Consider the following 26,161-nt stretch of genomic DNA (forward strand, 5'->3'; position numbering starts at 1 on the left):
AAGTGAACGGAATGACCACCACCGCCGTATGTTCCCCTCACCCTAACCCTCTCCCCGGAGGGGCGAGGGGATTGCTCAGTGCTCGCATTAATTTGTGGGGAACCCTCTCCCACGGGGAGAGGGGAAAAGAATGTTACTGTGCTTCCGCCAGCTGACGATCGCGGCGACATTTAAACATCCAGCCCACCAGCAGCAGGACGATCCACGCGAAGCCTACGTACAGGGAAATGCGGGTATCCGGGTGGTAGCCAATCAGGCCGATGATAAACACCAGGAAGATGAGGCCAACGACGGTCGTCGCAACACCGCCCGGCACTTTAAACTTCAGCGCTTTGGCCTCTTCTGGCGACAGGCGGCGACGGAACGCAATCTGCGACAGCAGGATCATGATCCACACCCACACCGTCGCAAAGGTCGCCAGCGACGCAATCACCAGGAAGACGTTCTCCGGCATAATGTAGTTCAGGTAGACCGAGAACAGCAGCGCCACGGTCATGACCAGCACCGTTACCCACGGGGTACCGCGACGCGACGTTTTGGCAAACACCTTCGGCGCACTGCCCTGCTCCGCCATGCCGTGCAGCATACGGCCCACGCCGAACACGTCACTGTTGATGGCCGACAGCGAGGCGGTCAGCACCACAAAGTTGAGAATGCTGGCGGCAAACGCAATGCCCATATGCTGGAAAGTCAGGACAAACGGGCTGCCGTTGGTGCCCACCTGGTTCCACGGGTAGATGGACATAATCACAAACAGCGTGCCCACGTAGAACACCAGGATGCGCATCGGCACCGAGTTGATGGCGCGCGGAATAGACTTCTCCGGATCTTTCGCTTCCCCGGCGGTGATGCCGATAATCTCGATTCCGCCATAGGCGAACATGACCATCTGCAGCGACATGACCATCCCGAGCCAGCCGTTGCTAAAGAAGCCGCCGTTGCTCCACAGGTTGTGAATGCCGGTTGGCTGTCCACCGTTGCCGATCCCCCAGATGATAATGCCGAAACCGGCGAGGATCATGATGATAATGGTCGCGACCTTGAAGAAGGAGAACCAGAACTCCAGCTCGCCAAACACCTTCACGCTCATCAGGTTAACGGCGCAGATAATCAGCACCACGCTCAGCACCCAGATCCAGTGCGGCACGGCGGGGAACCAGACCCCCATATAGATACCAAACGCCGTCACATCGGCAATGGCAACAATCAGGATTTCGAAGCAGTAGGTCCAGCCGGTGATAAACCCGGCCAGCGGGCCTAAATTTTCCTGCGCGTAGCGGGAGAAGGAACTGGCAGAGGGGTTGTGAACCGACATTTCGCCAAGGGCGCGCATGATGATATACGCCGCCACGCCGCCGATGATGTAGGCCAGCAGAACGCTTGGACCGGCCATTTTGATGGCATCTGCCGAGCCATAAAAAAGACCGGTACCGATAGCCGAGCCCAGCGCCATAAAGCGGATGTGGCGGGTGCTCAATCCACGTTTAAGTTTGTTAGTGCTTTCCATTAAAATCTTGCCATTCAACACGAAAAAAACAAAAAACCACGGGGCCTTAAGCCCCGTGGTTAAACAATTTGTTGCCGTTGATTAATGGGCGTTGGATGTCACCTGACGCCCTGCCGCACGGTCCCAGATAATCGCCAGAACCAGCGCTACAACGGAAGGCATCAGCCAGGCCAGGCCCTGCTCGGACAGCGGCAGACGCTGTGTCCAGGCTGGCAGGATTTCTGCAAATGCTGATGCTTTGATCCCGTCAAGGATACCAAAAATCAGGCTGATAAACATGGCTGGCGCAATAATTCGCGTGGAGTTATGCCACCACGGACGGGTGAAGCTCAGCACTACCAGCACGATACATGGCGGATAGATCGCCGTCAGCACCGGAATTGAGACCTGAATCAGGTGGCTCAGACCGAGGTTTGACACCGCCATGGAGAAGATGCCGAGGATAAACACCAGCGTGCGGTAAGAAAGCGGCAGATACTGAGCGAAGAACTCCGCGCAGGCGCAGGTCAGACCCACCGCCGTCACCAGACAGGCCAGGAAAATCAGCGCCGCCAGCAGCATGCTGCCTGCACCACCAAAGGTGTGCTGCACGTAAGCATGCAGGATCGCCGCGCCGTTTGCGCTCTGATCGACCAGCGTTGCGCTATCTGACCCCAGACGGAACAGCGCCAGATACAGCAGCGTCAGGCCGACACCGGCCATCAGGCCAGCCCAGATGGTGTAGCGAGTCAGCAGACGCGCTTCGGTCACACCGCGGGAACGCGCGGCGTTAACGATAACGATACCAAACACCATCGCGCCAAGCGTATCCATCGTCAGATAGCCGTTCACGAAACCGTTTGAGAACGCCGCGTTCTGGTAGGCGTCCATCGCGGAGCTGATGGGCCCCGCAGGCCAGACGATGGCCGCAACCGCCAGCACAATCAGCGCCACAATTTTCAGCGGTGCCAGGAAGTTACCCACAGTATCCAGCAGTTTGCCCGGATAGAGAGAAACCAGAATCACGATGGCGAAGTAAATGAGGCTGTAAATAAACAGCGGCATCGCGCCGTCACCGGTCAGCGGGGCAATACCCACTTCAAAGGAGACGGTCGCCGTACGCGGGGTCGCGAACAGCGGGCCAACAGCCAGATAGCAGACGGTTGCCAGCAGAACGCCAGCCACTTTGCCAATCGGGGTGCTGAGGCTGTCCACACCGCCACCGACTTTCGCCAGCGCGATAACGGTCAGTACCGGCAGGCCCACGGCAGTAAGCAGGAAGCCAAACGCAGCCGTCCAGACGTGTTCACCCGCCTGTAAGCCAACCATTGGAGGAAAAATGATGTTACCTGCGCCAACGAACAGCGCAAATGTCATAAAGCCCAGCGCGATAATGTCACGCGATTTCAAGTGATGGGTCATAAAACCTTACTGCCTGTGGATGTGGTGTTGAATACGTTGAGATTTTCGCCATCCCTGACGGGACGATACAGCGGAAAATTTGCTCAATTTCAGCGGGATATGCTCCCGTCCAGGCGTGGCGAAGAATAGTTTTTCGATTTACCACGCAAATACAGTCGGTCTGACAGTATATGGGGGGCAATTTAAACGCTTATAACGTTTAAAGGCAAGAAGGGATCGTAAAACCAGAACAATATGCCAGCATGAAAATTCAGACCAAAATAATATGCCATGTATAAGAAAAACTCATGGCTAATCATGCGAACAAAAAAGCACCAGCCGTATAATATTCACTCGCGTTTCGCTTGACTGCAAAGCAAACGGGCCAGCAATCGCTGGCCCGTGGAAAGGTAGCCTGACACACACGCTGTCAGGCACTTTTTTTGGCAATTAATCGTTCCGGGATCACGAAGCTAAAGCGCGTGCCCTTACCCAGGGTGCTTTCGATATTGAGCCGGCTTTCGTGGTGGCTGACGGCATGCTTCACAATTGCCAGCCCCAGTCCGCTCCCGCCGGTCTGCCGCGAGCGCGCCTTATCCACCCGGTAGAACCGTTCGGTGAGACGCGGGAGGTGTTCAGGCCCAATCCCCGGCCCGTTGTCCTCGACGCTAAACTCAGCCCCTGCCGGAGTATGCTGCCACCGCACCGCGATATGCGTCCCTGTCGGGGTATGATTCACGGCGTTATAGACCAGGTTTGAGATAGCGCTTCGCAGCTCATCTTCACTGCCGAGCACTTTCAGCGTGTTATCAACATCAAAACTCAGGGTGTGTTGATTATGGCTCAGCGTTTGGGCTTCGCGCTCCACCACTCGCAGCATCATCGGCACATCAATGATGTCGTTTAGCGCCAGCGACGGGGCAGCCTCAATTTTTGAAAGCGTTAGTAGCTGTTTGACCAGCCCTTCCATGCGGAACGTCTGTTCCCGCATGGTATGCAGCGCTTTCTCACGCGGCGCCCCCTCAAGCGTTTGCTCCTGCATCATCTCCAGATAGCCCTGAAGCACCGTCAACGGCGTACGCAGCTCGTGGCTGACGTTGGCAAAGAAGTTACGTCTTGCGCCCTCAAGCTGATGCATCTGGGTGACATCCCGCGCCACCATCAGCCACTGCCGATCGCTGTAGGGCATCACGCGAATTTCAAGATGGCGACCGTTATTGAGCTTCAGATTGTGCGGACGACTAAAATCACGCGTTTTCAGATACAGCGTGAACTCGGGATAGCGCAGAAGGTTGAGGATGTTCTGACCGTTATCATCCGGCCAGCGCAGGCCCAACAGCTGCTGTGCGAGGCCATTGCACCAGAAGATGGTCCCTTCTTCCGTCGTCAGGATCACTGCGTCCGGCAGCGACTCCGCGCCGCTGCGAAAGCGTTTTATCAGGCTTCCCAGCTCACGACGGCGCTTTTTATTACGCATCTGCATCTGGTGCAGGCCGTAGAGTAGCGGTTCCCAGCTTCCGCTTCCCGGCGGGGGTGTCATACTTCTGTCGACCCACAGCCACCAGGAAAGACGCAGTAAATTCCAGAAATGCCAGACGAGCAACCCCGTCACGGCCACCAGTAAAAACCACGGCAGATAGCCAAAAATAGCCCCCAGAATGAGGGCCGGAATACAGCATAAGATCAGTTCAAAGACGAGCCTTTTCCATGACAGACGTTCCAGCACGCGTCACACTCCTGTCATTGTTCAGAAACGGGTCGAGAAGCGATAACCCGTGCCGCGGACCGTCTGTACCATGCGATCGTGGCCGCTCAGTTCCAGTGCTTTACGCAGGCGGCGAATATGGACGTCAACCGTTCGGTCTTCGACATAGACGTTAGTTCCCCAGACGTTATTCAGCAACTGTTCGCGGCTGTAAACGCGCTCCGGGTGTGTCATAAAGAAGTGCAGGAGTTTAAATTCGGTGGGGCCCATATCGAGGGGATTTTCACCGGTCATGACCCGGTGTGAGGTAGGATCCAGGCTCAGACCCTGCATCTCAATCACCTCTTCCACCGCCATCGGTGAAATACGGCGCATCACGGCTTTGATACGCGCCACCAGCTCTTTTGGAGAGAATGGCTTGGTGATGTAATCGTCCGCGCCAGTTTCCAGACCGCGCACGCGATCCTCTTCCTCACCGCGCGCCGTCAGCATCACCACCGGGATATCGCGGGTCATCGCCTCGCGTTTGATATGCTTGATAAACTGCAATCCTGAACCGCCAGGCAGCATCCAGTCCAGCAGGATCAGATCGGGCCAGGGTTCATTCAGCTGGTTCACCGCGCTGTCATAATCTTCCGCTTCAACCGGCTGGAAGCCATTTTGTTCAAGCACGAAGCACACCATTTCACGGATCGGAGCTTCATCTTCTACGACCAGAATACGTCTCGCCATACTTTGCCCTGTCTTATCGTATTTAAGTTACAAGTCTGTAATGCGGCGTCATTATGCGTCAGATTTATGACAGATTTATGAAAAACATTACCACGATAAATAGCAAACTGTTGTTTTATTACAGCGGTTATTTTCCGTTCCCCGAACGTTTATAATCCTGCTTTCTTATTATTGCCACGGATCTTTTATGCGCATACTTCACACCTCAGACTGGCACCTGGGTCAAAATTTTTACAGCAAAAGCCGCGCCGCGGAACATGACGCGTTCCTGAACTGGCTGCTGGAGACGGCTCAGGCTCACGAGGTGGACGCAATTATTGTGGCGGGCGACATTTTTGATACCGGATCGCCGCCGAGCTATGCGCGTGAGCTGTACAACCGTTTTGTGGTCAACCTCCAGCAAACCGGTTGTCACCTGGTGATTGTCGCCGGAAACCATGACTCGGTGGCGACGCTGAATGAATCCCGCGATATTCTGGCGTTCCTCAATACCACCGTGGTGGCCAGCGCCGGACACGCGCCGCAGATCCTGAAAAAACGTGACGGCACGCCGGGCGCGGTGCTATGCCCAATTCCGTTTTTACGCCCGCGCGATATCGTGCAAAGCCAGGCAGGCCTGTCCGGGAGCGAAAAACAGCAGCATCTGTTGCAGGCCATCACCCGCTATTATCACCAGCAGCATACGGAAGCCTGCGCCCTGCGCGGCGAACAGGCCATTCCGATCGTTGCCACCGGGCACCTCACCACCGTCGGGGCCAGTAAGAGTGACGCGGTGCGCGAGATTTATATCGGTACGCTGGACGCGTTTCCAGCGCAAAACTTTCCCCCCGCCGACTACATTGCCCTCGGGCATATTCACCGGGCCCAGATCGTCGGGGGATGCGAGCATATTCGCTATTGCGGCTCGCCCATTTCCCTCAGTTTTGACGAAACGGGCAAAGCCAAATCCGTGCATCTGGTGAGCTTCACCGAAGGCAAACTTAGCGCCGTTGAGACGCTTGAGGTGCCGGTCACCCAGCCGCTGGCGGTGCTGAAAGGCGATCTGGCCGCCATTACCGCTCAGCTTGAGCAGTGGCGCGGCGCAGCGCTTAATCCCCCCGTCTGGCTCGATATCGAAATCGCCACCGATGACTACCTGTACGATATGCAGCGTAAAATTCAGACGCTGACGGAAGACCTTCCCGTGGAGGTGCTGCTGGTACGTCGCAGCCGCGAGCAGCGCGAGAAAATTCTGCTGAACGCCCAGCGTGAAACGCTTAGCGAACTTCGGGTTGAAGAGGTGTTCGCGCGGCGGCTTGCGCATGAAGAAGTGGACGAGGCCAGGCGCACCAGGCTTAACGAGCTGTTTGCCCATACCCTGCATTCCCTCAATGACGAGGACGAAAACGCATGAAAATTCTGAGCCTGCGTCTGAAAAATCTGAATTCGCTAAAGGGTGAGTGGAAAATCGATTTCACCGCAGAGCCTTTCGCCAGCAATGGGCTGTTTGCCATCACCGGCGCAACCGGCGCGGGTAAAACCACGCTGCTGGATGCCATCTGCCTGGCGCTTTACCACGAAACACCGCGTCTTAATAAGGTCTCTCAGGCACAAAACGACCTGATGACGCGCGATACCGCCGAATGCCTGGCTGAAGTGGAATTTGAGGTCAAAGGCGTTGCTTATCGCGCTTTCTGGAGCCAGAACCGCGCCCGCAACCAGCCAGACGGGAACTTACAGGCACCGCGTGTTGAGCTGGCCCGCTGCGAAGACGGCAAAATTCTGGCCGATAAAGTCACGGATAAGCTGGAACAAACCGCCGCACTCACCGGGCTGGACTATGGTCGCTTTACCCGCTCGATGTTGCTCTCACAGGGGCAGTTTGCCGCCTTCCTGAATGCTAAACCGAGCGATCGCGCAGAGCTGCTGGAAGAACTGACCGGCACGGAAATTTACGGCCAGATTTCCGCCATGGTTTTTGAAAAACACAAAGCGGCACGCAACGCGCTGGAGATGTGCGAAGCGCAGGCCGCAGGCGTTGTGCTGCTGAGCGAGGAACAGCAGCAGCACTTGCAGCAAAGTTTGAAGGCACTTACTGATGAAGAAAAAATCCTGCTGGCACAGCAGCAGAGCCAACAGAAAGATTTTCAGTGGCTTACGCGTAACGACGAGCTGATACGTGAGCAGCAACGCGCAGCCGCTTCGCAGCAGCAGGCGCAACAGGCTCTGACGGACGCAGCGCCGCAACTGGCGAAGCTCCAGCTGGCACAGCCCGCCGCCCAGCTACGTCCGCTGTGGGAGTATCAGCAGGAGCAGACCACCCGCCTGGCGCAGACAACAGCGCGAATTGTTGAAGTAAACACTCGCTTACTCGACAGAGCGGCGCAGCGCTCGCGTATTCGCAACGGTGCGCTGCGCAACCGTGAACAGTTGCAGACAGAGCACAGGGTACTGACGCAGTGGCTAACAGAACACGAACGTTTCCGTCAGTGGGGGCAGGAAATTGCCGGCTGGCGGGCGCATTTTACGCAACTGAGTCGCGATAAAAATCAGCTTGTGGCCCAGTCAGCGCGTATGGCTGAGCTTCGTCAGAAACTGGCTGAGATGCCGGAGAGTACGCTGACGCTGACGGCTGAGGATCTCGCGACGGCAATGGAGCAACAGGCACAATCGCGGGCGCTCCGCCAGCGTCTGACTGCGCTTCACGCTCGCTATCAGCCGCTGCAAAAACGGCTGCGCCATAATGCGGAAAGCGTGCAGAAAGCGCAGGCTGAGCAGGGTAAGCTCAATGAAACGCTGATCCTGCGGCGTCAGCAGTTCAAAGAGAAAAATCAGCACTATGCCGACCTGAAAGCGCTCTGTGAGCGTGAGGCGACAATCAAGGATCTTGAGAACTATCGTGCACAGCTCGAAGCGGGTAAACCTTGCCCGCTCTGCGGTTCAAGCGAACATCCGGCAGTTGTGCAGTATCAGGCGCTTGAACTGACCGACAATCAGCGCCGCCGCGACGCGCTGGAGAAAGAGGTTGCCGCGCTAAAAGAGGAAGGATTGCTGGTGCTCGGGCAGGTGAATGCGCTCACCCAACAGATCCAGCGCGAGACAGAGGAAGTACAGGCCCTCTCTCAGGAAGAGCAAGCACTCACTAAAGAGTGGCTGGAGGTCTGCGCCTCCCTGAACATAGCGCTGAATATTCAGGATGATATTGCCCCCTGGATGAGTGAACAGGAGCAGTATGAACGCCAGCTGTATCAGCTTAGCCAGCGTCTGACGCTGCAAAACCAGCTCAATGAACAGGAAGATCAGGCGCGCCAGTACCAGCAGCAGCTGACGGCGACGCGTCAGGCGCTGGCGGCCTCGTTACAATCGCTGTCGCTTAGCGTGCCCGATGAAGGGGCTGAAAGCGCCTGGCTGAGCGCGCGCGAAAGCGAATATACCCTGTGGCAGGAAAAACAGGCCCAGCACGGTACGATTCAGGAAGGTATTAACGCCCTGATGCCCATTCTGGAGACGCTGCCGGTTACCAATGATGCAGAAGCCGACGCGGTTATCCCTGAGAACTGGCGCGGCATCCACGACGAATGCGTGTCGCTGCAAAGCCAGCTCGCCACCCTACAGCAGCAGGAGACGCTTGAGCGTGAACGGCTTCAGCAGTCGCAGGCTCAGTTCAGCGCCGCGCTGACCGCGAGCTGCTTTGCCAGTCAGGAGGCATTTCTCTCCGCCCTGCTGGATGAAGCGTCGATCCGCCAGCTTGAACAACAAAAGCAGACGCTGGAGAACCAGCTCCAGCAGGCCACGGCGCTCTCCGTACAGGCAAACCAGCAGCTTCAGGCGCACCAGGCACAACGCCCGGAGGGGCTGGAAACCGACGCCGCAACCCTTCAGGCGCAGTTACACCAGCTGGCGCAACAGCTTCGTGAAAACACCACGCGTCAGGGGGAGATCCGCCAGCAGCTCAAACAGGACGCCGATAACCGTCTGCACCAGCAGGCGCTTATGCAGCAGATTGAGGAGGCGGCGCGTCAGGCTGACGACTGGGGCTATCTCAATGCGCTGATAGGCTCCAGCACCGGCGATAAATTCCGTAAATTCGCCCAGGGGCTTACGCTGGATAATCTGGTGTGGCTTGCCAACCAGCAGCTCAACCGTCTGCATGGCCGCTATCTGCTTCAGCGTAAAGCCAGCGACGCGCTGGAGCTGGAGGTGGTTGATACCTGGCAGGCCGATGCGGTACGCGATACCCGTACCCTGTCCGGCGGGGAAAGTTTCCTCGTCAGTCTGGCGCTGGCTTTAGCGCTTTCCGATCTGGTCAGTCACAAAACGCGCATTGACTCGCTTTTCCTGGATGAAGGGTTCGGCACGCTCGACAGCGAAACGCTGGACACCGCGCTGGATGCGCTCGACGCGCTGAACGCCACCGGGAAAACCATCGGCGTGATCAGCCACGTAGAGGCAATGAAAGAACGTATTCCGGTGCAGATTAAGGTGAAGAAGATCAACGGGCTGGGGTATAGCAGGCTGGACAGGGAGTTTGCGGTGCAGTAAATGGGGGATGTTGCCCTCACCCTGGCCCTCTCTCTGTGGGAGAGGGTACAAACATCAAAAACGGCAACGCAAGTTGCCGTTTTGCGTTTATTCCGGCCAGAGCCACGCCGCGCCGCGCACACCGCTGGAATCTCCATGGACGGCTTTGCGGATCGGCGTTTCGCATTCGCCCCCAAATACCCACTGTTTCACCAGCGTTGGCACCGTCGCGTACAGCCGGTCAACGTTGCTCATGCCGCCGCCCAGCACAATCACGTCCGGATCGAGGATATTGATCACATGCGCCAGTGATTTAGCCAACCGCATTTCGTAGCGGCTGAGCGCCAGTTCAGCCACCGGATCCTGTTCCTCAACCAGACGCATAATCTCGTTGCCTTTCAGCGGCTGGCCGCTCAGACGATGATAATCAGTGGCAAACCCCGTGCCGGAAATAAAAGTCTCAATACAGCCCTGCTTGCCACAGTAGCACGGCACCTCGGCACGGTATTTGAGTTCATCTTCGTCCATCCACGGTAACGGGTTGTGCCCCCACTCACCTGCGGTGCCGTTGCCGCCAATATGCGAGCGCCCACCGAAGGCCACGCCCGCCCCGCAGCCGGTACCGATAATGACCGCAAATACGGTCTGCGCGCCAGCCGCTGCGCCATCTACGGCCTCAGAGACCGCCAGGCAGTTAGCGTCATTTGCCAGACGCACTTCCCGGTTCAGACGCTGGCTTAAGTCTTTATCAAACGGCTGACCGTTGAGCCAGGTAGAGTTGGCATTTTTCACCACGCCGGTATACGGCGAAATGGAGCCGGGGATCCCCATCCCGACCGTGCCCGTCTCGCCCGTTGCCTGCTCTGCCATATCGACCAGACGGGCAATCGTCTCTATGGTCTGGTGATAATCATCGCGCGGCGTAGGCAGACGGTGGCGAAACAGTTGCTCCCCCTGCTCGCTCAACGCAATAACTTCTGTTTTGGTGCCGCCCAAATCAATCCCAATACGCACAAGACACTCCTCATTATTTTGATTATCAACAGAGTAGAAGCCCACTTCCCGATTAGCAATGCAAGCGATGCGACAATTCGTTATCATGCCCGCTGATTTAACGACAAGGCCGTGGAAATTATCATGCTGTGGTTCAAAAATTTGATGGTTTACCGTCTCAGCCGCGACGTTTCGCTGCGTGCAGAAGAGATGGAAAAACAGTTAGCCGCTTACTCCTTTACCCCTTGCGGTAGCCAGGATATGGCAAAAACCGGCTGGGTTCCGCCAATGGGTTCTCAAAGCGATGCGCTGACCCACGCCAGCAGCACGGGGCAAATCATCGTTTGCGCCCGCAAAGAAGAGAAGATCCTGCCGACGCCTGTGGTGAAGCAGGCGCTCGAAGCGAAGATCTTCAAGCTGGAAGCTGAACAGGGCCGTAAGCTTAAAAAAACCGAAAAAGATTCACTGAAGGATGAAGTGCTGCACTCGCTGCTGCCGCGCGCCTTTAGCCGCTTTAGCCAGACTATGATGTGGATCGACACCGTGAACGGGCTGATCATGGTCGACTGCGCCAGCGCCAAAAAAGCGGAAGATACGCTGGCGCTGCTGCGTAAGAGCCTTGGCTCATTACCGGTGGTACCGCTGGCACTGGAGACGCCGATTGAGCTGACCCTGACTGAGTGGGTGCGCAGCGGGACTGCCGCGCAGGGCTTCCAGATCCTTGATGAAGCAGAGCTGAAAGCGCTGCTGGAAGATGGCGGCGTGATCCGCGCGAAGAAACAGGATCTGGTGAGCGACGAGATCGCCGTGCACATTGAAGCGGGCAAAGTGGTGACTAAACTGGCACTCGACTGGCAGCAGCGCATTCAGTTTGTGATGTGTGATGACGGCTCCGTGAAGCGCCTTAAATTCTGCGATGAACTGCGCGATCAGAACGAAGATATCGACCGCGAAGATTATGCTCAGCGCTTTGACGCAGACTTTATCCTGATGACCGGCGAGCTGGCGGCGCTGATCCAGAACCTGGTGGAAGGTCTCGGCGGCGAAGCGCAGCGTTGACAGGCAAAACGTAGGCCGGGTAAGCGAATGCGCCACCCGGCATGCTTTTATTTCAGATAGCGGCACAGATAAGAGGTTGGCTCTGCAACCTGCAAATGGAACTCGCTGTGGCCCGGCACGTTGAACACCTGCCCGGCACTATAGACTTTCCACTCCGTTTCACCCGGCAGCAGGACGTTCAGCGCACCACTGACCACCGTCATCTCTTCCGCTTCTGCGGTGCCAAAGGTGTATTCCCCTTCCGCCATGACGCCGACACTGGCGCGGCCAGTGCTGCTGCTGGTAAAACCAATGGATTTCACTTTACCGGAAAAGTATTCGTTACTTTGAAGCATGAACTGGCCCTTATATTTATTGAGAAAAATCCACTATAGGGGCCATGCTCATGACCTGTCACGCAAAATCATTACACCAGTAATTCTGACGCCAGGCGCGCCATCAGGACGTTAGAGAGCAGCACCGGAACATCCAGCGCCTTTTGCAGTAAATCACGATGCCGCTGATGGAAGCCCAGGCAGTCGAGCATCAGGACATCCGCCCCTCTGTCGATCAACTCCTGCCCGGCCGCAATCAGCTTCGCTTCGCTGTCCCAGAACGGGTTTGCCAGCGCGTACAACGGGGTGTGCTCCAGCGCGGCCCACTTCACCGTCTGGTTATCCAGCAGTTCTTCTACGGGAACGATGACCCCAACCTGATGACCATCAACAATTGAGGCCACCAGCGGGGGGATAATCCGCATCGGTTCGAGCAGAATGGCATTACGCGCGCTGAGTCCTTTAACGGGTGCCGTGCTCATCAGCAAAATAACGTCATAGTCCTGATTGTCGAGCACTTCGATCACGCCCTGTAGCGCGCGCTCGATTTTCTGGCGCGACACATGCGCCAGTTTACCGTCACTGAGTAACGTTGCCAGGGGATCTTCCCCCTCTCCGACCGCGTAGTCTTCCATGACCTCTTCCCGACTGAGCTTCCCTAACAGACTGAGATGCGTAATTTGTTGTTCAGAGACATGCTCGGTTAAGAGCGGTAATACTTCGCTTACAGGCACCACACCAATCGTGAGGATCGCCAACGTCGCCTTCATTTTGATCGCCTTCCGTTACTACCACAACTGCCACACAAGTACAGGCTCACTACGCTGCACTGTTCATTTTTTCAACAAAACAGCACCAAGGGTAGCAGGGGATCTCTACACCGTAATGTAAAGATCGACTGGCCTTTCCGAATCTACCTGTAATAACTAAATATTAACTGCTGCTTAACATCAGCGATATGTTAAAAGTGTGATTCAGGCACGGTTGTAACGAATTCGGATTCCTGTCAGGACTTCTCGGGATCCTCATAGCGCCGTTTCGCATCCAGCGCTTCCTGTTCGGTTTCATGTTCGCTGATCAGCGAATCAGGTTTAGGGTGATCGGCACGCAGCTGGTACCAGGTTACGGTCTGATCGCTATTACCTTTTTCAACGGTAACGATGCGGGCTTCACGTGGATAGGGAGGTCTGGTTGGCATAGCTCATCCTTTTTTTATGTCTGAGCTATGAGTATAGACGGCTGTCAGCTGGCGCAAGCCAAACGCAGGGCGGTAATAATCTGAATCGCAACTTTCTCGGGTGACGCTGACGCATCCACAACGTGGTGTGCCGCCTCGCGGTACAGTGCATCGCGTTCGGCGAGGACCTCGCTGACCTCTTCACTCAGCGGTTTCGCGGTCAGCGCCGGGCGCTGCCCTTCTTCCGGAAACGCCTCCAGCCGCCCCACCAGCGTAGAAACCGGGGCACAGAGGTAGATTACGACACCCTTTTCGCGCATAAACTGGCGGTTATACGGCGCCAGAATAATGCCTCCACCGGTCGCAATCACGGTCGACGGTGCGGTCACCGCTTCAAGCGTGGCCGTTTCGCGCGCACGAAAGCTCTCCCACCCCTCATTCTCCACGATATCGGCGATGGTCTTACCGGCATTCTCCTGGAGCCAGTGGTCAGTATCGACAAACTGACTCTGGCACAGACGCGCCAGCTCCAGACCAACGGTGGTTTTCCCACAGCCGCGAGGGCCAACTAAAAAGATGGGTGGGTTCATAACCAGGTGTTCCCCTTGCTGCCGGATAACTGAAGGCTGTAAAGAAATGATTGCAGAAGATGTTGCGCTAACTTTACTGCAAAGCGGTACGGAATGACAAGCCTGTGGAAGCCACACTGTACCACAAAACAGCCCGGAGGTGGGCTACGCCGGGCGGCGCTTCACTTCCAGCAGCCATTTATCCAGCTCGGCGGCAAACTGCTGGCGATCGCGCTGCGACAGGCTGTCCGGCCCACCGGTTTGCACGCCGCTGGAACGCAGGGTATCCATAAAATCACGCATGGTGAGCTTCTCCCGGATCGTTGCCGGAGAGTAGCGCTCGCCGCGCGGGTTAAGCGCCGCGGCCCCCTTCGCCAGCACGTCGGCAGCCAGCGGGATATCCGCCGTGATCACCAGATCTCCTGCGTCACACAGGCGTACTATCTCATTATCTGCCACGTCGAACCCGGCCGGCACGCGCAGAGAACGAATGAACCTGGAGGGCGGCACGCGGATATTCTGGTTCGCCACCAGCGTCATCGGCATCTGCACCCGCTCGGCGGCGCGGAATAAAATCTCTTTAATCACATTCGGACACGCGTCCGCATCAACCCAAATCGCCATAGTGTCTCCCCATTATGATTCTGGCGACTATTGTCGCCTGCATTTCGTTGTTAAGCTATCAATGAGAGATAACAACGCATAATAACGGAGAGACGTGATGGATAAGAAAATCGGGTTTATCGGCTGCGGAAACATGGGTAAAGCTATCCTCGGTGGACTGATAGCCAGCGGCCAGGTGCTGCCGGGGCAGATTTGGGTCTATACCCCATCCCCGGATAAAGTCGCGGCGCTGCGTGATGAGTATGGTATCAACGCCGCCGAAAGCGCGCAGGAAGTGGCTCAGGTGGCGGACATTGTCTTTGGCGCCGTTAAGCCGAATATCATGATTAAAGTCCTGAGCGAGATCACCTCCAGCCTGAACAAAGAGAGCCTGGTGGTGTCGATTGCCGCAGGCGTGACCCTCGACCAGCTCGCCCGCGCGCTGGGGCACGACCGTAAGATTGTTCGCGCCATGCCAAACACCCCGTCGCTGGTGAATGCCGGTATGACCTCCGTTACCCCGAACGCGCTGGTTACTTCTGAAGAGGTGGCGGATGTATTGAACATTTTCCGCTGCTTCGGCGAAGCGGAAGTGATTGCCGAACCGATGATCCACCCGGTTGTCGGCGTGAGCGGTTCTGCCCCAGCGTATGTCTTTATGTTTATCGAAGCCATGGCCGATGCCGCCGTACTTGGCGGTATGCCGCGCGCGCAGGCCTACAAATTTGCGGCGCAGGCGGTGATGGGCTCGGCCAAAATGGTGCTGGAAACGGGTAAACATCCGGGCGAACTGAAAGATATGGTGTGCTCGCCGGGTGGCACAACCATTGAAGCCGTGCGCGTGCTGGAAGAGCGCGGGTTCCGCTCCGCCGTGATCGAGGCGATGGAAAAATGCATGGAAAAATCAGAGAAGCTGAGTAAGTCCTGATGCGTTACGCCGGGCGTCAGGCGGCCACTTCGGTGCGACCCCGTCCGGCATTTTTGGCTTTATAGAGGGCCACGTCCGCGGCCTTTAGCCATTCACGATAGTGCGTGAACTGCGCCCCCCAGGGGGCAACCCCAACGCTGATACACAACCTCGCCATAGGTGCTCCGTGCAGCGGCATGTTGACCAGCCTTTCATGGACGCGCGCCATCGCCGCAATCGCATTGTCGGCAGGCGTGCCGGACATGATCACCGCAAATTCATCTCCCCCGAAGCGGCCAATATAATCGCCTGCGCGCAGGGTCAGCTGAAGCTGGCGCGTGATGGCGACAATCGCTTCATCCCCCACGTCATGCCCCCAGGTGTCGTTGATCGTCTTGAAGTGATCGATATCGATGAGCAGTATCGTCGCCTGTCGATGGCTGCGACGGCAGGCCTCAAATTCGTTACGCAGCAACGTTTCCCAGTGACGGCGATTGAACACGCCGGTCATTCCGTCGCGGGTACTCATCAGCTCAAGCCGACGCTTATGCTCTGCCAGCCGGATCGCCGTGCGGTGGCTGAGCCAGGCAAACAGCATGGGGTAGACCACCAGCACGGGGAGCGTCAGCCACAACGCCAGCGGTTCAGAGGTCAATAGCACAGGAGTACCCGTGGATTGCACGGTGAGCAGGGCAGACAGAGCAAGCAGCGCAAGTCCTGTCAGAAATAAGCGGCATCCCCCCGATCCCATCATGTTCATGCCGATCATCACGATCAGCGCCGCCTTTGGCAGCGCATTGAACCCTATTAATCCCATCCAGACGCCAGCAATGATGGCATCGATTTTCAGATTAACGATTTCACCGCCGTGGGGGCAGGTCGAACGAAAAGCCAGCTGCCAGGCCAGATGGGGCCAGACAAAGACCCAGCCCACCAATAGCAACCACCAGACGCCAGAAAGAAGCTGACTCACCAGAACGCTGGCAAGCGGAACAAACAGCGCCGCCAGACCAACGATGCGTGCCAGCCGTATTCGCCGGGCAAATCGCAGACCGGAACGGTATGAGTCATCCTGAGAAAGCTGCTGATACCACGCTTCCCGAATGTTCTCGTGATTGTCATAAAACTCATCATTCATCATTTTTGGGAATATTCTGAAACATTTTCCCAAATTATAGAGAGGGGGATAGCGGGGAAAGTATGAAATTTTGGGTGAGCCACAGCCGTGACTCACCCGTTAGCACTACGCCTGTTTTTTCAGGCACGCGCTCATAAACTTGCTGCGATCGTCGCCTTTCAGCATCTGCTGTGTCGCCTGGGCATTGCACTCGCGCATTTTTTGCTGCTGCGGGGTCAGGCTTTTTTCACCCGGTTTGGTCGTACCATTTTTAAGGCAGTCGCTCATATACGTTTTACGGGCATCCCCTTTCAGACTTTGCGAAGTCGCCTGTTGGTTACAGGTCGTCATGCGCTGCTGCTGGGGCGTTAACGTTTTCTCTTCCGCATGTGCTGAGGCGATCAGACACAGGCCAGAGAGCAGGGTAACCAGTATTGTTGTTTTCATTGCACCATCCTTTATGTGAAGTTCCACGTTAAGTCTGGTTCGTTACGGGAAAAAAACCACCCTGCGGCCATGATTTTCACCGTGATTAAGGGTTATTTCAGTCCCGTCGCAGCGCGATTATTATTAACCGGTTTCGCAGGGACGGAGGAGGTAATTACGAGCGAGTTTAATGCGGTGAAAAGTGTGCTCTGCTTCATTTTAATTTCCCCATGGTAACGGGGTAAAAATAAAAACAGAGCGACGCCAGGCATCCAGCATGACAATTCTGTGACACGTCATTTCACCTCTGGCCGGTTAACTGCGAGGATGCCTTAAAAGCTTCTTTACGTATTGCTGAAGCAGCTCCGCGTCCTCTGCGGGCACCTGTGAATCAGGGCGAGCTTTTTCCAGCGCGCCTTCAACGTTGTCGATCAACGCCTCCTGCTCTGGTTTTGCCATCTGTCGCAGCAGCGCCGTCACAACGATCTCCAGCGCCTCGACCTGGGCAACCAGCTCTTTCGACTCTTCTTCCTTTTGGGCAAGCTTAACCAACAACTCAGCAATGAGATTTTTCATGGTGCTATGTCCTTATGTGATTTCCCCTGAAATTAACACCCTCACTGAATAATGAAAAGCATGGATTGGTTTTATCTTATGCAAAAGTGACATTGCTGCCAAAAAAGATATTTCGGAGCGCAAGCGAAACGTTTTTCTAAAAGACAGAAGCCGCATTTCGTTATATAAAAATGCGGCCATCATAAGAATTAATAATATATTATCGTGTTTGCCGGGCTGACTTTGCCTCAGCGATTCGCCGGCGACGGCGCAAGGCAAAGGCCAGTTGAATAATATTAAGAAGCACCACCACCGCCGTCGCGGCAAATACCCAGCGGAAACCCGCCATCGCCGAGACCGAGGCGCCAATAAGCGGGCCCGCTACGTTGCCTAAATACATGAACGACTGGTTGTAGCCAAAAATGCGGCCGGTTACCTGGTCACTGGAATATTTCACCAGCAGCGTCTGTACAGCGGGCAGCATAGCACCATCCGCGAAGCCAAGCAGGAAGCGCAACACCCCGAGCTGAAGCGGTGTCGTGACGAACGACATGGCAAAGAAAAGGATCACCGCAATGATGAGCGTTGCCATCAGAATGCGTGCCGTACCGATCCTGTCGCCCAGTTTCCCCAGACGCGGAGCGGACATCAGCGCCGACACGCCCGGCACGGCGGCAATCATCCCGCTCAGAAAAGCAATGTTGCTGCTGTCCGGTGCCATCGACTTGATAAACAGCGCCAGAATCGGTCCCACCGAGCCGTTACAGAGCTGGATCACCATCGTTGTCACAAAAAGGCTAATCATCAGGCCAGGATAAGGTAGCGAGGCGAAAACCGCCTTTCCGCTCAGGCGTTCTGATTTGCTGACGACAGGCCGACCGCCCTCTTTAATCAGAAAAAGGGTGACCAGAAAGCTGACCGTTAGCAGGATGGCGGTAATGATAAAGACCGCACGCAGCCCAACATGGTCAGCCAGGAAGCCGCCGAGCAGGGGGCCGCCAATTACACCGCTAATCTGGGCCGTGGAAAGCGTGCTGAGTGCCCAGCCGCTCCGCTCGCGCGGTACCTGTGAGGCCACCAGCGCCATGGCATTCGGAATGTACCCGGAGGTCAGCCCCATTATCGCCCGCAGAATAAACAGCTGCCAGACGTTGGTGGCGAAGGCCTGGAGCAAAATGGCTATCGCCATCCCCAGCGAGGCGCGGAGCAGCATCAACTTGCGCCCCTTGCGATCCGCAAGGCTGCCCCACATCGGTGACACAATGGCGGACACCAGAAACGTCACGCTGAACGTCAGGCCGGACCACATAGAGAGCGCTTCATGGGAAGTGACCCCCAGCTGCGACACGTAAAGCGGCAGGAAGGGCAATATCTGGCTGATAGCCAGTCCGGTGAAGAAGCAGCCGAACCAGACTGAAATGAGGTTAACTTTCCAGGATTCCATAACAGAAATAGTCTTCATTTTTAGGCGAATTCGCCGACAGATTAGCAAGTTACGCGCAATGACATAGCGCCAGAGATGCGGCCTTGCAGACTTTGGTGTTTTATCTTCCCAGTCATCATATTTGTGAGATAAGTCACAATCTATCCAATTTTCGGCGGAAGATTATGCTTCATCGACATAAGCCATAGCCGCGCATTCCCAGATGGAAATGGTTGGCATGGGCGGCATTGTAGTCCGGCCCCAGACCGTTACCGTAATAGCCGCAGCTTGCCGACAGCAGCGCCTGTAGCCAGGGCTGCGTCTTTTCCGCTTTCCAGCCGTTGAGGACGGTAACACGCTGTCCGTTTGCCAGCCTGAAAGCGCTGATATCCAGCGCATCCGCCGTGGCATGTTCGCTGCGCCGCGCATCCGGGCGGCTGTAGATATTGCGGCAGGCGAAGCTGCCCAGATGTTCAATACGCGTAAGCTCGCTTCCGGTCCAGGTTTTGGTGAGCGGCCGGGCCTGCTGGCTGACAAACAGCGCCGAGCTTAACGCCAGCGGGCAACTGGCAATAAAGCTGCCGTTCAGGCTGACCGGGCCAAAATCGCGCACGCGCACCACGTTACTCAGCGGACACTCACCGGCGCTGTCAGCGACCGCCTGGGTACGGATAAGCTGGCGTTGATTCGCCTGCGCTAACAGGTTTGTGCACGCCTGCGGCGTTAAGCGCCGGAGTTTAAACTGGGTTATTTTTCCAGGCGGATCGTCAAGCGTAAGCGGCACGAAAGGGTTGTAATGCGGCGGCAACCAGCGGTAGCCCACCGTGGCGATCCCGGCAATAACAATAAGAATAAGCAGACCTTTTCCTTTCACGCGCCCCCCTTCAACATCCCTCAAAACATTATGGCAGAAGGCCGCGAAACCCGCCGGGCATCGTGGTATGTTATTGGCTTTTCGTCAGACTGGAAGAGAGTGAGATGGCAAAGCAGCGCGTAGGTATTGTCTTTGGGGGAAAATCATCAGAGCACGAGGTGTCATTGCAATCGGCTAAAAATATCGTTGATGCGATTGATATAAGCCGTTTTGACGTGGTGCTGCTGGGCATTGATAAACAGGGCCAGTGGCATGTTAACGATGCCAGCCAGTATCTGTTACACGCTGACGATCCGGCGCGCATCGCCCTTAATCCTTCTGATATCAGCGTCGCAACGGTTCCAGGCGTGGCACAGGGACAGCTTATCGATGCCGGGAACGCGCAGGCGCTGGCACAGATTGACGTGGTGTTCCCTATCGTTCACGGCACGCTGGGCGAAGACGGGTCCCTGCAAGGCATGTTGCGGATGGCAAACCTGCCGTTTGTCGGCTCCGATGTGCTGGGTTCTGCCGCCTGCATGGATAAAGACGTCACTAAACGTCTGCTGCGCGACGCCGGTCTGAATATTGCACCGTTCGTCACGCTCACTCGCGCCAACCGCGATAAACACAGCTTCGCGCAGATCCAGGCGCAACTCGGCCTGCCGCTGTTCGTGAAACCGGCGAATCAGGGCTCGTCCGTCGGCGTCAGCAAAGTCACCAGCGAAGCACAGTTTAACGATGCCGTTCGTCTGGCCTTTGAGTTTGACCACAAGGTGGTGGTTGAGCAGGGAATTAACGGGCGCGAAATTGAGTGCGCCGTACTGGGTAACGACTTCCCGCAGGCGAGTACCTGTGGTGAAGTGGTGCTGAATAGCGACTTCTACTCCTACGACACCAAATATATTGATGACAAAGGTGCCCAGGTTGTGGTCCCCGCCGCGCTCGATCCTGACGTTAACGACAAGATCCGGGCGATCGCCGTTGAAGCCTATCAGGCGCTGGGATGCAGTGGGATGGCGCGCGTCGATGTGTTTCTGACGGCGGATAACGAGGTAGTGATTAACGAAATCAACACCCTGCCGGGCTTTACCAATATCAGCATGTACCCGAAATTGTGGCAGGCCAGCGGAATAAGCTATCCGGAACTGATCACCCGCCTGATTGAACTGGCGCTGGAGCGTCACGCCGCTGACAGCGCCCTGAAAAGCTCTGTTAACTGACGGTTAGTCGGCTTTCTCTGCCGTCGTCTCATCGGGACGACGGCGGATAATGAATCCCGCCAGCCAGAAACTGATTACCCAGGTCACCAGCCCAACCGCATAGGTTTGCCAGCCCTTCGCTTCAAATCCCAGCAGCCCGACAACACCGTTGAGTATAAAGATCAGCCCGATCGCAAAGGCGTAGTAATGCCAGTCACGGCGTAGTTTGGAAGTGAGCTTCATGACAACTCCGGCAGAAAAAAAACTATCCTCTCACAGTTTGATAAAGCCGTCTGTGGCGGATACGTAAATTCTGAAAAGCAGCGCAGTTTCACTTATGTTATCAATTTGTGACGTGATGCAGAAATCGACAATCCAGGAGAAATCCTGAGCCGAATTTCCCACGATTCTGATATTGACAAATGCTATGACCTGTCACACTCACCCTGTACGACGCGTATTAAAACAGAGTGATATTTTCGGGAGGTCTTATGGCAGACTTTACATTGTCGAAACCGATTTTTGGCGGAAAACAACCAAAAACCTCCACGGCGGGGAATATTGCCTATGCCCTGTTTGTTCTGTTTTGTTTCTGGGCAGGAACCCAACTGCTGAACATGCTGGTGCATGCCCCTGGCGTGTATGAGCATCTGATGCAGGTGCAGGATACCGGCCGCCCGCGCGTTGAAATCGGTTTAGGCGTGAGCACCGTATTCGGGCTCATTCCCTTCCTCGCGGGCAGCATGGTTCTGGGCGTGATTGCGCTCGTGCTGCGCTGGCGCAACCGCCACTGATTACAGTCCCATACAGCGAGCCCGACGATCGTCCACGCGTTTTGCGAACCATGCGGTCGTCAGGTTACGCGTGATCTTCGGGCTTTCAAGCTGAATGCCTGGCAGAATGGCTCTGGGTAGTGCCTTTCCACTTTTCTTCTCTGCAAGCGCGAAAACCTGCTTATACAGATCCGTTTTCTCAAACGCCAGGCTGTCACCCTTCTCCAGCTGTCGGCGAATGTCACTGTTGCTCATCTCCAGCTTCGTCGAAAGTTTTCGCACTGCCCGTTCGGTGGACCCTGCCTCGCTGCTGCCGTAAGCAATGAGATCGCCATCCAAAGCGAGCTTCACACCGCTGGCACGGCTTACCGCATTCTGGAAGGCTGCATTTCGGCTGGCATACCAGCCCGCGTTAAAGTCGGCAAAACGATACAGCGGTTTATCGTAGTTGGCCGGATAATTCAGCAGGTGATACGTCCCAAACCACAGCCCACCGCGCAGGGAGAAGACTTCCTGACGCACCGTACCGTCGATATCCCACGGATAGCCGTCGGTATGCTTTTCCGCAAATGCGATGCTTACCTGCATCGGACCGCCGGTATGTACCGGATTCAGCGAGCCAAACAGCTTCTGCCCCATCGGAACCATATTGATGAAATCATCGAAAATGGCGCTGAGCTGCCTCTCGGTTTTCACCGTATCCAGCCGTTCGCTGTAGCTTTTCCCGTTTGGCGAGGTGATTTTAAGGGCGGTATGTACCAGGAAAACCGGGATATGCATCGATTCGGCCCGGCGGTCGATCTCCTTCCAGGCGATTTTGTTCAGGCCAGGCACAACAGGATCTGACTGATACATCGATTCCTGCTGCGCCACCGCCAGTACAGAGCAGATGTTCTCCTCGGTAGGCGCGATCTTCTGACTTTTGAAGGTCGTTGCCAGCGCATCAGCCCACTCACTGCGATCCTTCACGCTGGCGGGCATTTTTTGCCGCACCACGCTCGCCACATCAACGGGCTTCTCCCCTTCTTTGAGCGAGGTAGCCTCTTTCTCGGCACAGCCCGCCAGCACGACGGCGGCGAGTAACGTCAGTGGTAATGCACGTGGTACGGCAAATGGCATAGCAATTCCTTTTTAACCTAATGTATGGGTGACTTCCTGCAAATCCTTATCGTCCAGCTCACGCTCGAAACTGCGTAAACGTTTGTAGATGGACATCAGCTCCACCAGCGTAGTCCAGGAGCTAATCAGGTACTGGAACGAACCGCGAACCTGACCAAAAACGTTGGTGATCTGGGTCATCAGACCGAGTGTAATCGTACCCGCAACGATGGACGGGAACAGCAGGAACAACCCGAAAACGTTATCAACCTGAAGATAAAGGATGCGCGCGATATTGAAATACATGTAATGGAAATAGAGGCGGAAGTAATTACGACGTACGGCGCCAAACAGCTCACGCACGGTAGGCGGTGACGCACGGTTGGGATCGTCTTCACCATACACCAGCTCTTTACGGTAGGCCGCTTCCACGCGCTGGTTTTTAAATTCCAGCCCCGGCAGCTTGATCCCCACCACTGCCAGCAGTCCCGTTCCCATCAGCGACCAGACAATCGCGGCAATGACCAGGCCGTACGGCAGATGGCCGACAATCGGCAGTTCCGGAACGTGGGATGAGAGTGTCACCAGCACCGGCAGGAAGGCGATCAGCGTCATGATGGCATTAATAAAGCTCACGCCCATATCTTCGAGTGTAGAGGCAAAACGCATGGTGTCTTCCTGCACACGCTGTGCGGCACCTTCGATATGACGCAGGTGCTGCCAGTGCGCCATATAGTGTTCGTTCATCGCGGTACGCCAGCGGAACACATAGTGACTGACGAAAAAGTTATTCATCACGCCGATCACCACGGCGATGAGGGCGATGCCGAGGAAGATCCCCACCTCATGGTAGAACTGGTTAATGGTCACTTTATGCGGCGAACTCAGCGCCGTCTGGATCAGATCGTAAAACGGCGCATACCAGGCGTTGACCGCCACGCCCACTTCCACCAGGAACCAGGTGACAAAGATGATTAACGACGTGCCGAGAATCGACCAGTATTGCCAGCGGTGAGGCGAATAGATAAACCAGAACATGGCAAAAAGCCCCACGCAGAGCATGTAATAGGCGTAGAAAAGCAGATAGCTCATGGACCAGAAGCGCGCAGCGCTAATGGGAATGTCGCCCGTTGCCCCCGTAAGACGGGTCAGCCACGCGCCGCCACCGGCCTGCCAGAAAATGACAGCCAGCAGTGCCCAAATAAATGCCGACAGGAAAAAGGGCCCCGGCTTTGGGAAAAAAGACTTAAACATTGTGCTTCCTTCTTGTTGTTATGGCTGTTGCTGTGTTTAACATATCGCCACACGAAACCTTGCCTGGGCCAGCCTCCCGGCTCAGGCAAAAAAGTCAGACCTGCGGGTGAATTATTAGTTCGCTTTCCAGTTTTCAAGAATTGTTTCGGTGCGTTTCACCGAAGGCGGGTTGGCAGGGGCGATGAAGTTACGCCAGACATCGTTATAGTGCGCGATCAGAACCTGGGCATCGGCCGCTGGACGATTGGCCGTGGTGTGGGCATCCTCCGCAACCGTGATGTGGTAGCCCCGGCTGACACCGTTTTTAAAGGTGGCATCGACACAATAATCCGTCGCGCAGCCGCAGATAATAAATTCATCGATCTCCTGTTCGCGCAACAGTGCCTCGAGCGAAGTGTTATAGAAGGCATCGCAAGCGGTCTTCGTGACGTAAAACGCCCCTGCCGGCTGGTTGAGATCGGGCAGCAATGCAAACCCTTCGCTCCCCTCCTCTAGCCCGCCAGCTTCAGTATGCTGTATGAAAATAACGGCCTCAGCAGCCTGGGTAAGCTGATTGATCAGTGAGACACATTTCTCACTCTGATGGCGCGGCGTCTTAAACACCCCATTCTGCATATCAACCACCAAAACCACACGCTTTTCAGACATACCGTTCTCCGCAATAATGAATGTAACTGGTGACTATCATAAGCCCGATGTCACAAAATGGGAGTCTGGCCGTAAGTAAATTGTGCAAATTTACCCACGGTTACGTTTTTCTCGCTATCGTTATGCAAATCGGACGATTGCCCGACGCCGATTAGTAGTATAACTACCCGTAACTCTCCTTATTCACTGGATGGATGCTTTTCGTTGAAACGTTGTCTGCTCTCTTTCGCCGCGCTGTGTGCGGTGAGCCTGTCCACCGCCCAGGCAGCACAGCCTCTGACGGCACCGGTTCTGGCCTCTGACATTGCCGATCGCTATGCGAACCTTATTTATTACGGCAGTGGTGCGACGGGAATGGCGCTGGTCGTGATCGACGGTAACCAGCGGGTGTTTCGCAGCTTCGGTGAAACACGACCGGGAAATAACGTTCGCCCGCAGCTGGATTCCGTTATCCGTGTCGCGTCGATAACCAAGCTGATGACCAGCGAAATGCTGGTGAAATTGCTCGATCAAGGCGTGGTAAAACTCGACGATCCGCTCAGCAAATATGCGCCACCCGGCGCTCGCGTTCCGACATATCAGGGAACGCCGATCAGGCTGGTGAACCTGGCGACCCATACCAGCGCCCTGCCGCGAGAACAGCCCGGTGGCGCTGCGCATCGCCCTGTCTTTGTCTGGCCAACTCGCGAACAACGCTGGAACTACCTGAGCACCGCAACGCTGAAATCGGCCCCGGGTTCTCAGGCTGGCTATTCTAACCTGGCGTTTGATCTGCTGGCCGACGCGTTAGCAACGGCTTCAGGTAAGCCTTACCCTCAACTTTTTGAAGAGCAAATCACGCGTCCGCTCGGGATGAAAGATACTACTTACACTCCCTCCCCGGACCAGTGCAAGCGTCTGATGGTGGCGGAAAAAGGGGCCAGCCCGTGTAATAACACGCTGGCAGCCATTGGCAGCGGTGGGGTTTACTCTACGCCTGGCGACATGATGCGCTGGATGCAACAGTTCCTCTCATCGGATTTTTACGCGCGCAGTAATCAGGCCGACCGAATGCAGACGCTCATCTACCAGCGTGTTCAGTTACGTCGCGTCATTGGTATGGATGTTCCCGGTAAAGCCGATGCCCTCGGCATGGGCTGGGTATATATGGCGCCAAAAGATGGTCGCCCGGGTATTATTCAAAAAACCGGTGGGGGTGGCGGATTCATCACCTACATGGCGATGATTCCGCAATCAAACGTGGGCGCTTTTGTGGTGGTCACCCGGTCACCGAACACCCGCTTCGTGAATATGAGTGATGGCGTAAATAACCTTGTCGCCGAGCTGAGCGCCAATAAAGCGCAGGTACTTACGGCCGCTAACTGAG

26 protein-coding genes are annotated in these 26,161 nt (G+C 55.8%); 7 read left to right on the top strand and 19 right to left on the bottom strand.

The window, feature by feature from the left end:
- Positions 1–133: 133 nt before the first annotated feature.
- The 4 genes from proY to phoB all read right to left on the bottom strand — a co-directional run bounded on the left by proY (position 134) and on the right by phoB (position 5,324).
- Positions 134–1,507: a proline-specific permease ProY gene (gene proY, locus ACOTZP_RS18925; protein ID WP_023299434.1), complete on the bottom strand. Its 1,374-nt coding sequence runs from the start codon at positions 1,505–1,507 to the stop codon at positions 134–136.
- Positions 1,508–1,588: 81 nt separating this feature from the next.
- Positions 1,589–2,908 carry a branched-chain amino acid transporter carrier protein BrnQ gene (gene brnQ / locus ACOTZP_RS18930; protein WP_003859118.1) on the bottom strand — a complete coding sequence of 440 codons (1,320 nt, stop codon included), beginning with the start codon at positions 2,906–2,908 and terminating at the stop codon, positions 1,589–1,591.
- A 409-nt stretch (positions 2,909–3,317) separates the two neighbouring features.
- Positions 3,318–4,613: a phosphate regulon sensor histidine kinase PhoR gene (gene phoR / locus ACOTZP_RS18935; RefSeq protein WP_023299433.1), complete on the bottom strand. Its 1,296-nt coding sequence runs from the start codon at positions 4,611–4,613 to the stop codon at positions 3,318–3,320.
- A gap of 21 nt (positions 4,614–4,634) precedes the next feature.
- Positions 4,635–5,324, bottom strand: a complete 690-nt coding sequence (gene phoB / locus ACOTZP_RS18940; protein ID WP_003859122.1) for a phosphate response regulator transcription factor PhoB — start codon at positions 5,322–5,324, stop codon at positions 4,635–4,637.
- A 187-nt stretch (positions 5,325–5,511) separates the two neighbouring features.
- On the opposite strand from phoB, the gene sbcD reads away from it, so the two are divergent.
- Together sbcD and sbcC are read left to right on the top strand one after the other, a co-directional pair.
- A complete protein-coding gene (gene sbcD, locus ACOTZP_RS18945) occupies positions 5,512–6,717 on the top strand; it encodes an exonuclease subunit SbcD (RefSeq protein ID WP_271075175.1) in 1,206 nt (401 codons plus the stop codon).
- Complete coding sequence (sbcC, locus tag ACOTZP_RS18950; RefSeq protein WP_271075176.1) at positions 6,714–9,845, top strand: exonuclease subunit SbcC; 3,132 nt, start codon at positions 6,714–6,716, stop codon at positions 9,843–9,845. Before sbcD ends, sbcC begins: the two co-directional genes overlap by 4 nt.
- Before the next feature lie 87 nt (positions 9,846–9,932).
- Here sbcC and mak read toward each other — a convergent pair whose 3' ends face one another.
- The gene (mak, locus tag ACOTZP_RS18955; RefSeq protein WP_003859127.1) at positions 9,933–10,838 is read right to left on the bottom strand and encodes a fructokinase; all 906 of its coding nucleotides are present in this window, start codon (positions 10,836–10,838) and stop codon (positions 9,933–9,935) included.
- A gap of 123 nt (positions 10,839–10,961) precedes the next feature.
- On the opposite strand from mak, the gene rdgC reads away from it, so the two are divergent.
- Positions 10,962–11,876: a recombination-associated protein RdgC gene (gene rdgC / locus ACOTZP_RS18960; RefSeq protein ID WP_006809928.1), complete on the top strand. Its 915-nt coding sequence runs from the start codon at positions 10,962–10,964 to the stop codon at positions 11,874–11,876.
- 47 nt (positions 11,877–11,923) lie between these two features.
- Here rdgC and ppnP read toward each other — a convergent pair whose 3' ends face one another.
- From ppnP to ACOTZP_RS18985, 5 genes are all read right to left on the bottom strand, one after another.
- The gene (ppnP, locus tag ACOTZP_RS18965; protein WP_003859131.1) at positions 11,924–12,211 is read right to left on the bottom strand and encodes a pyrimidine/purine nucleoside phosphorylase; all 288 of its coding nucleotides are present in this window, start codon (positions 12,209–12,211) and stop codon (positions 11,924–11,926) included.
- 71 nt (positions 12,212–12,282) lie between these two features.
- The gene (locus ACOTZP_RS18970) at positions 12,283–12,960 is read right to left on the bottom strand and encodes an AroM family protein (RefSeq protein WP_003859133.1); all 678 of its coding nucleotides are present in this window, start codon (positions 12,958–12,960) and stop codon (positions 12,283–12,285) included.
- A 236-nt stretch (positions 12,961–13,196) separates the two neighbouring features.
- Positions 13,197–13,388 (bottom strand): protein YaiA, encoded by a 192-nt coding sequence (gene yaiA, locus ACOTZP_RS18975; protein WP_023305565.1) that lies wholly within the window; start codon positions 13,386–13,388, stop codon positions 13,197–13,199.
- A gap of 44 nt (positions 13,389–13,432) precedes the next feature.
- Positions 13,433–13,957: a shikimate kinase AroL gene (gene aroL, locus ACOTZP_RS18980; RefSeq protein ID WP_023305564.1), complete on the bottom strand. Its 525-nt coding sequence runs from the start codon at positions 13,955–13,957 to the stop codon at positions 13,433–13,435.
- Between the two features lie 144 nt (positions 13,958–14,101).
- Entirely contained in the window at positions 14,102–14,560 is a 459-nt protein-coding gene (locus ACOTZP_RS18985; protein ID WP_022647211.1) for a YaiI/YqxD family protein, read from the bottom strand.
- A 97-nt stretch (positions 14,561–14,657) separates the two neighbouring features.
- Here ACOTZP_RS18985 and proC point away from each other — a divergent pair, with 97 nt between their 5' ends.
- Complete coding sequence (proC, locus tag ACOTZP_RS18990; protein WP_038415461.1) at positions 14,658–15,467, top strand: pyrroline-5-carboxylate reductase; 810 nt, start codon at positions 14,658–14,660, stop codon at positions 15,465–15,467.
- A gap of 16 nt (positions 15,468–15,483) precedes the next feature.
- Here the strand turns inward: proC and adrA are convergent, their stop codons facing one another.
- The 5 genes from adrA to ACOTZP_RS19015 all read right to left on the bottom strand — a co-directional run bounded on the left by adrA (position 15,484) and on the right by ACOTZP_RS19015 (position 19,841).
- The gene (adrA, locus tag ACOTZP_RS18995; protein WP_271075177.1) at positions 15,484–16,587 is read right to left on the bottom strand and encodes a diguanylate cyclase AdrA; all 1,104 of its coding nucleotides are present in this window, start codon (positions 16,585–16,587) and stop codon (positions 15,484–15,486) included.
- 102 nt (positions 16,588–16,689) lie between these two features.
- Positions 16,690–17,010: a phosphate starvation-inducible protein PsiF gene (psiF, locus tag ACOTZP_RS19000; RefSeq protein WP_022647208.1), complete on the bottom strand. Its 321-nt coding sequence runs from the start codon at positions 17,008–17,010 to the stop codon at positions 16,690–16,692.
- A gap of 294 nt (positions 17,011–17,304) precedes the next feature.
- Positions 17,305–17,565, bottom strand: a complete 261-nt coding sequence (gene iraP, locus ACOTZP_RS19005) for an anti-adapter protein IraP (RefSeq protein WP_003859148.1) — start codon at positions 17,563–17,565, stop codon at positions 17,305–17,307.
- A gap of 199 nt (positions 17,566–17,764) precedes the next feature.
- Complete coding sequence (locus ACOTZP_RS19010) at positions 17,765–18,988, bottom strand: multidrug efflux MFS transporter (RefSeq protein WP_023299423.1); 1,224 nt, start codon at positions 18,986–18,988, stop codon at positions 17,765–17,767.
- A gap of 169 nt (positions 18,989–19,157) precedes the next feature.
- Positions 19,158–19,841 (bottom strand): extensin family protein, encoded by a 684-nt coding sequence (locus ACOTZP_RS19015; protein ID WP_271075178.1) that lies wholly within the window; start codon positions 19,839–19,841, stop codon positions 19,158–19,160.
- Positions 19,842–19,945: 104 nt separating this feature from the next.
- Here ACOTZP_RS19015 and ddlA point away from each other — a divergent pair, with 104 nt between their 5' ends.
- Entirely contained in the window at positions 19,946–21,043 is a 1,098-nt protein-coding gene (ddlA, locus tag ACOTZP_RS19020) for a D-alanine--D-alanine ligase (protein ID WP_271075179.1), read from the top strand.
- A 3-nt stretch (positions 21,044–21,046) separates the two neighbouring features.
- On the opposite strand, the gene ACOTZP_RS19025 is transcribed toward ddlA, so the two are convergent.
- Positions 21,047–21,265 carry a DUF2754 domain-containing protein gene (locus ACOTZP_RS19025; RefSeq protein ID WP_022647204.1) on the bottom strand — a complete coding sequence of 73 codons (219 nt, stop codon included), beginning with the start codon at positions 21,263–21,265 and terminating at the stop codon, positions 21,047–21,049.
- Between the two features lie 248 nt (positions 21,266–21,513).
- Between ACOTZP_RS19025 and ACOTZP_RS19030 the strand changes: the two genes are divergently transcribed.
- Positions 21,514–21,816, top strand: a complete 303-nt coding sequence (locus ACOTZP_RS19030) for a DUF2755 family protein (RefSeq protein ID WP_003859159.1) — start codon at positions 21,514–21,516, stop codon at positions 21,814–21,816.
- On the opposite strand, the gene ACOTZP_RS19035 is transcribed toward ACOTZP_RS19030, so the two are convergent.
- The 3 genes from ACOTZP_RS19035 to ACOTZP_RS19045 all read right to left on the bottom strand — a co-directional run bounded on the left by ACOTZP_RS19035 (position 21,817) and on the right by ACOTZP_RS19045 (position 24,795).
- Complete coding sequence (locus tag ACOTZP_RS19035) at positions 21,817–22,914, bottom strand: DUF1615 domain-containing protein (protein ID WP_271075180.1); 1,098 nt, start codon at positions 22,912–22,914, stop codon at positions 21,817–21,819.
- A 12-nt stretch (positions 22,915–22,926) separates the two neighbouring features.
- Positions 22,927–24,147 (bottom strand): peptide antibiotic transporter SbmA, encoded by a 1,221-nt coding sequence (gene sbmA, locus ACOTZP_RS19040; protein WP_022647202.1) that lies wholly within the window; start codon positions 24,145–24,147, stop codon positions 22,927–22,929.
- A 114-nt stretch (positions 24,148–24,261) separates the two neighbouring features.
- Entirely contained in the window at positions 24,262–24,795 is a 534-nt protein-coding gene (locus ACOTZP_RS19045; protein ID WP_023305557.1) for an isochorismatase family protein, read from the bottom strand.
- Positions 24,796–24,999: 204 nt separating this feature from the next.
- On the opposite strand from ACOTZP_RS19045, the gene ampH reads away from it, so the two are divergent.
- Positions 25,000–26,160, top strand: coding sequence for a D-alanyl-D-alanine-carboxypeptidase/endopeptidase AmpH (gene ampH, locus ACOTZP_RS19050; protein ID WP_032624778.1), 1,161 nt, complete (start codon positions 25,000–25,002; stop codon positions 26,158–26,160).
- The last annotated feature ends 1 nt before the right edge of the window (position 26,161 follow it).

The organism is Enterobacter cloacae complex sp. SYL001, assembly GCF_049237025.1.
GTDB classification, from domain to species: Bacteria; Pseudomonadota; Gammaproteobacteria; order Enterobacterales; family Enterobacteriaceae; genus Enterobacter; species Enterobacter intestinihominis.

Bases quoted from the DNA above. Each gene is read 5' to 3' on its own strand.
- proY (WP_023299434.1), bottom strand. From the start codon at position 1,507: ATGGAAAGCACTAACAAACTTAAACGTGGATTGAGCACCCGCCACATC.
- brnQ (WP_003859118.1), bottom strand. From the start codon at position 2,908: ATGACCCATCACTTGAAATCGCGTGACATTATCGCGCTGGGCTTTATG.
- phoB (WP_003859122.1), bottom strand. From the start codon at position 5,324: ATGGCGAGACGTATTCTGGTCGTAGAAGATGAAGCTCCGATCCGTGAA.
- sbcD (WP_271075175.1), top strand. From the start codon at position 5,512: ATGCGCATACTTCACACCTCAGACTGGCACCTGGGTCAAAATTTTTAC.
- sbcC (WP_271075176.1), top strand. From the start codon at position 6,714: ATGAAAATTCTGAGCCTGCGTCTGAAAAATCTGAATTCGCTAAAGGGT.
- rdgC (WP_006809928.1), top strand. From the start codon at position 10,962: ATGCTGTGGTTCAAAAATTTGATGGTTTACCGTCTCAGCCGCGACGTT.
- ppnP (WP_003859131.1), bottom strand. From the start codon at position 12,211: ATGCTTCAAAGTAACGAATACTTTTCCGGTAAAGTGAAATCCATTGGT.
- ACOTZP_RS18970 (WP_003859133.1), bottom strand. From the start codon at position 12,960: ATGAAGGCGACGTTGGCGATCCTCACGATTGGTGTGGTGCCTGTAAGC.
- yaiA (WP_023305565.1), bottom strand. From the start codon at position 13,388: ATGCCAACCAGACCTCCCTATCCACGTGAAGCCCGCATCGTTACCGTT.
- aroL (WP_023305564.1), bottom strand. From the start codon at position 13,957: ATGAACCCACCCATCTTTTTAGTTGGCCCTCGCGGCTGTGGGAAAACC.
- ACOTZP_RS18985 (WP_022647211.1), bottom strand. From the start codon at position 14,560: ATGGCGATTTGGGTTGATGCGGACGCGTGTCCGAATGTGATTAAAGAG.
- proC (WP_038415461.1), top strand. From the start codon at position 14,658: ATGGATAAGAAAATCGGGTTTATCGGCTGCGGAAACATGGGTAAAGCT.
- adrA (WP_271075177.1), bottom strand. From the start codon at position 16,587: ATGATGAATGATGAGTTTTATGACAATCACGAGAACATTCGGGAAGCG.
- psiF (WP_022647208.1), bottom strand. From the start codon at position 17,010: ATGAAAACAACAATACTGGTTACCCTGCTCTCTGGCCTGTGTCTGATC.
- iraP (WP_003859148.1), bottom strand. From the start codon at position 17,565: ATGAAAAATCTCATTGCTGAGTTGTTGGTTAAGCTTGCCCAAAAGGAA.
- ACOTZP_RS19010 (WP_023299423.1), bottom strand. From the start codon at position 18,988: ATGGAATCCTGGAAAGTTAACCTCATTTCAGTCTGGTTCGGCTGCTTC.
- ddlA (WP_271075179.1), top strand. From the start codon at position 19,946: ATGGCAAAGCAGCGCGTAGGTATTGTCTTTGGGGGAAAATCATCAGAG.
- ACOTZP_RS19025 (WP_022647204.1), bottom strand. From the start codon at position 21,265: ATGAAGCTCACTTCCAAACTACGCCGTGACTGGCATTACTACGCCTTT.
- ACOTZP_RS19030 (WP_003859159.1), top strand. From the start codon at position 21,514: ATGGCAGACTTTACATTGTCGAAACCGATTTTTGGCGGAAAACAACCA.
- ACOTZP_RS19035 (WP_271075180.1), bottom strand. From the start codon at position 22,914: ATGCCATTTGCCGTACCACGTGCATTACCACTGACGTTACTCGCCGCC.
- sbmA (WP_022647202.1), bottom strand. From the start codon at position 24,147: ATGTTTAAGTCTTTTTTCCCAAAGCCGGGGCCCTTTTTCCTGTCGGCA.
- ACOTZP_RS19045 (WP_023305557.1), bottom strand. From the start codon at position 24,795: ATGTCTGAAAAGCGTGTGGTTTTGGTGGTTGATATGCAGAATGGGGTG.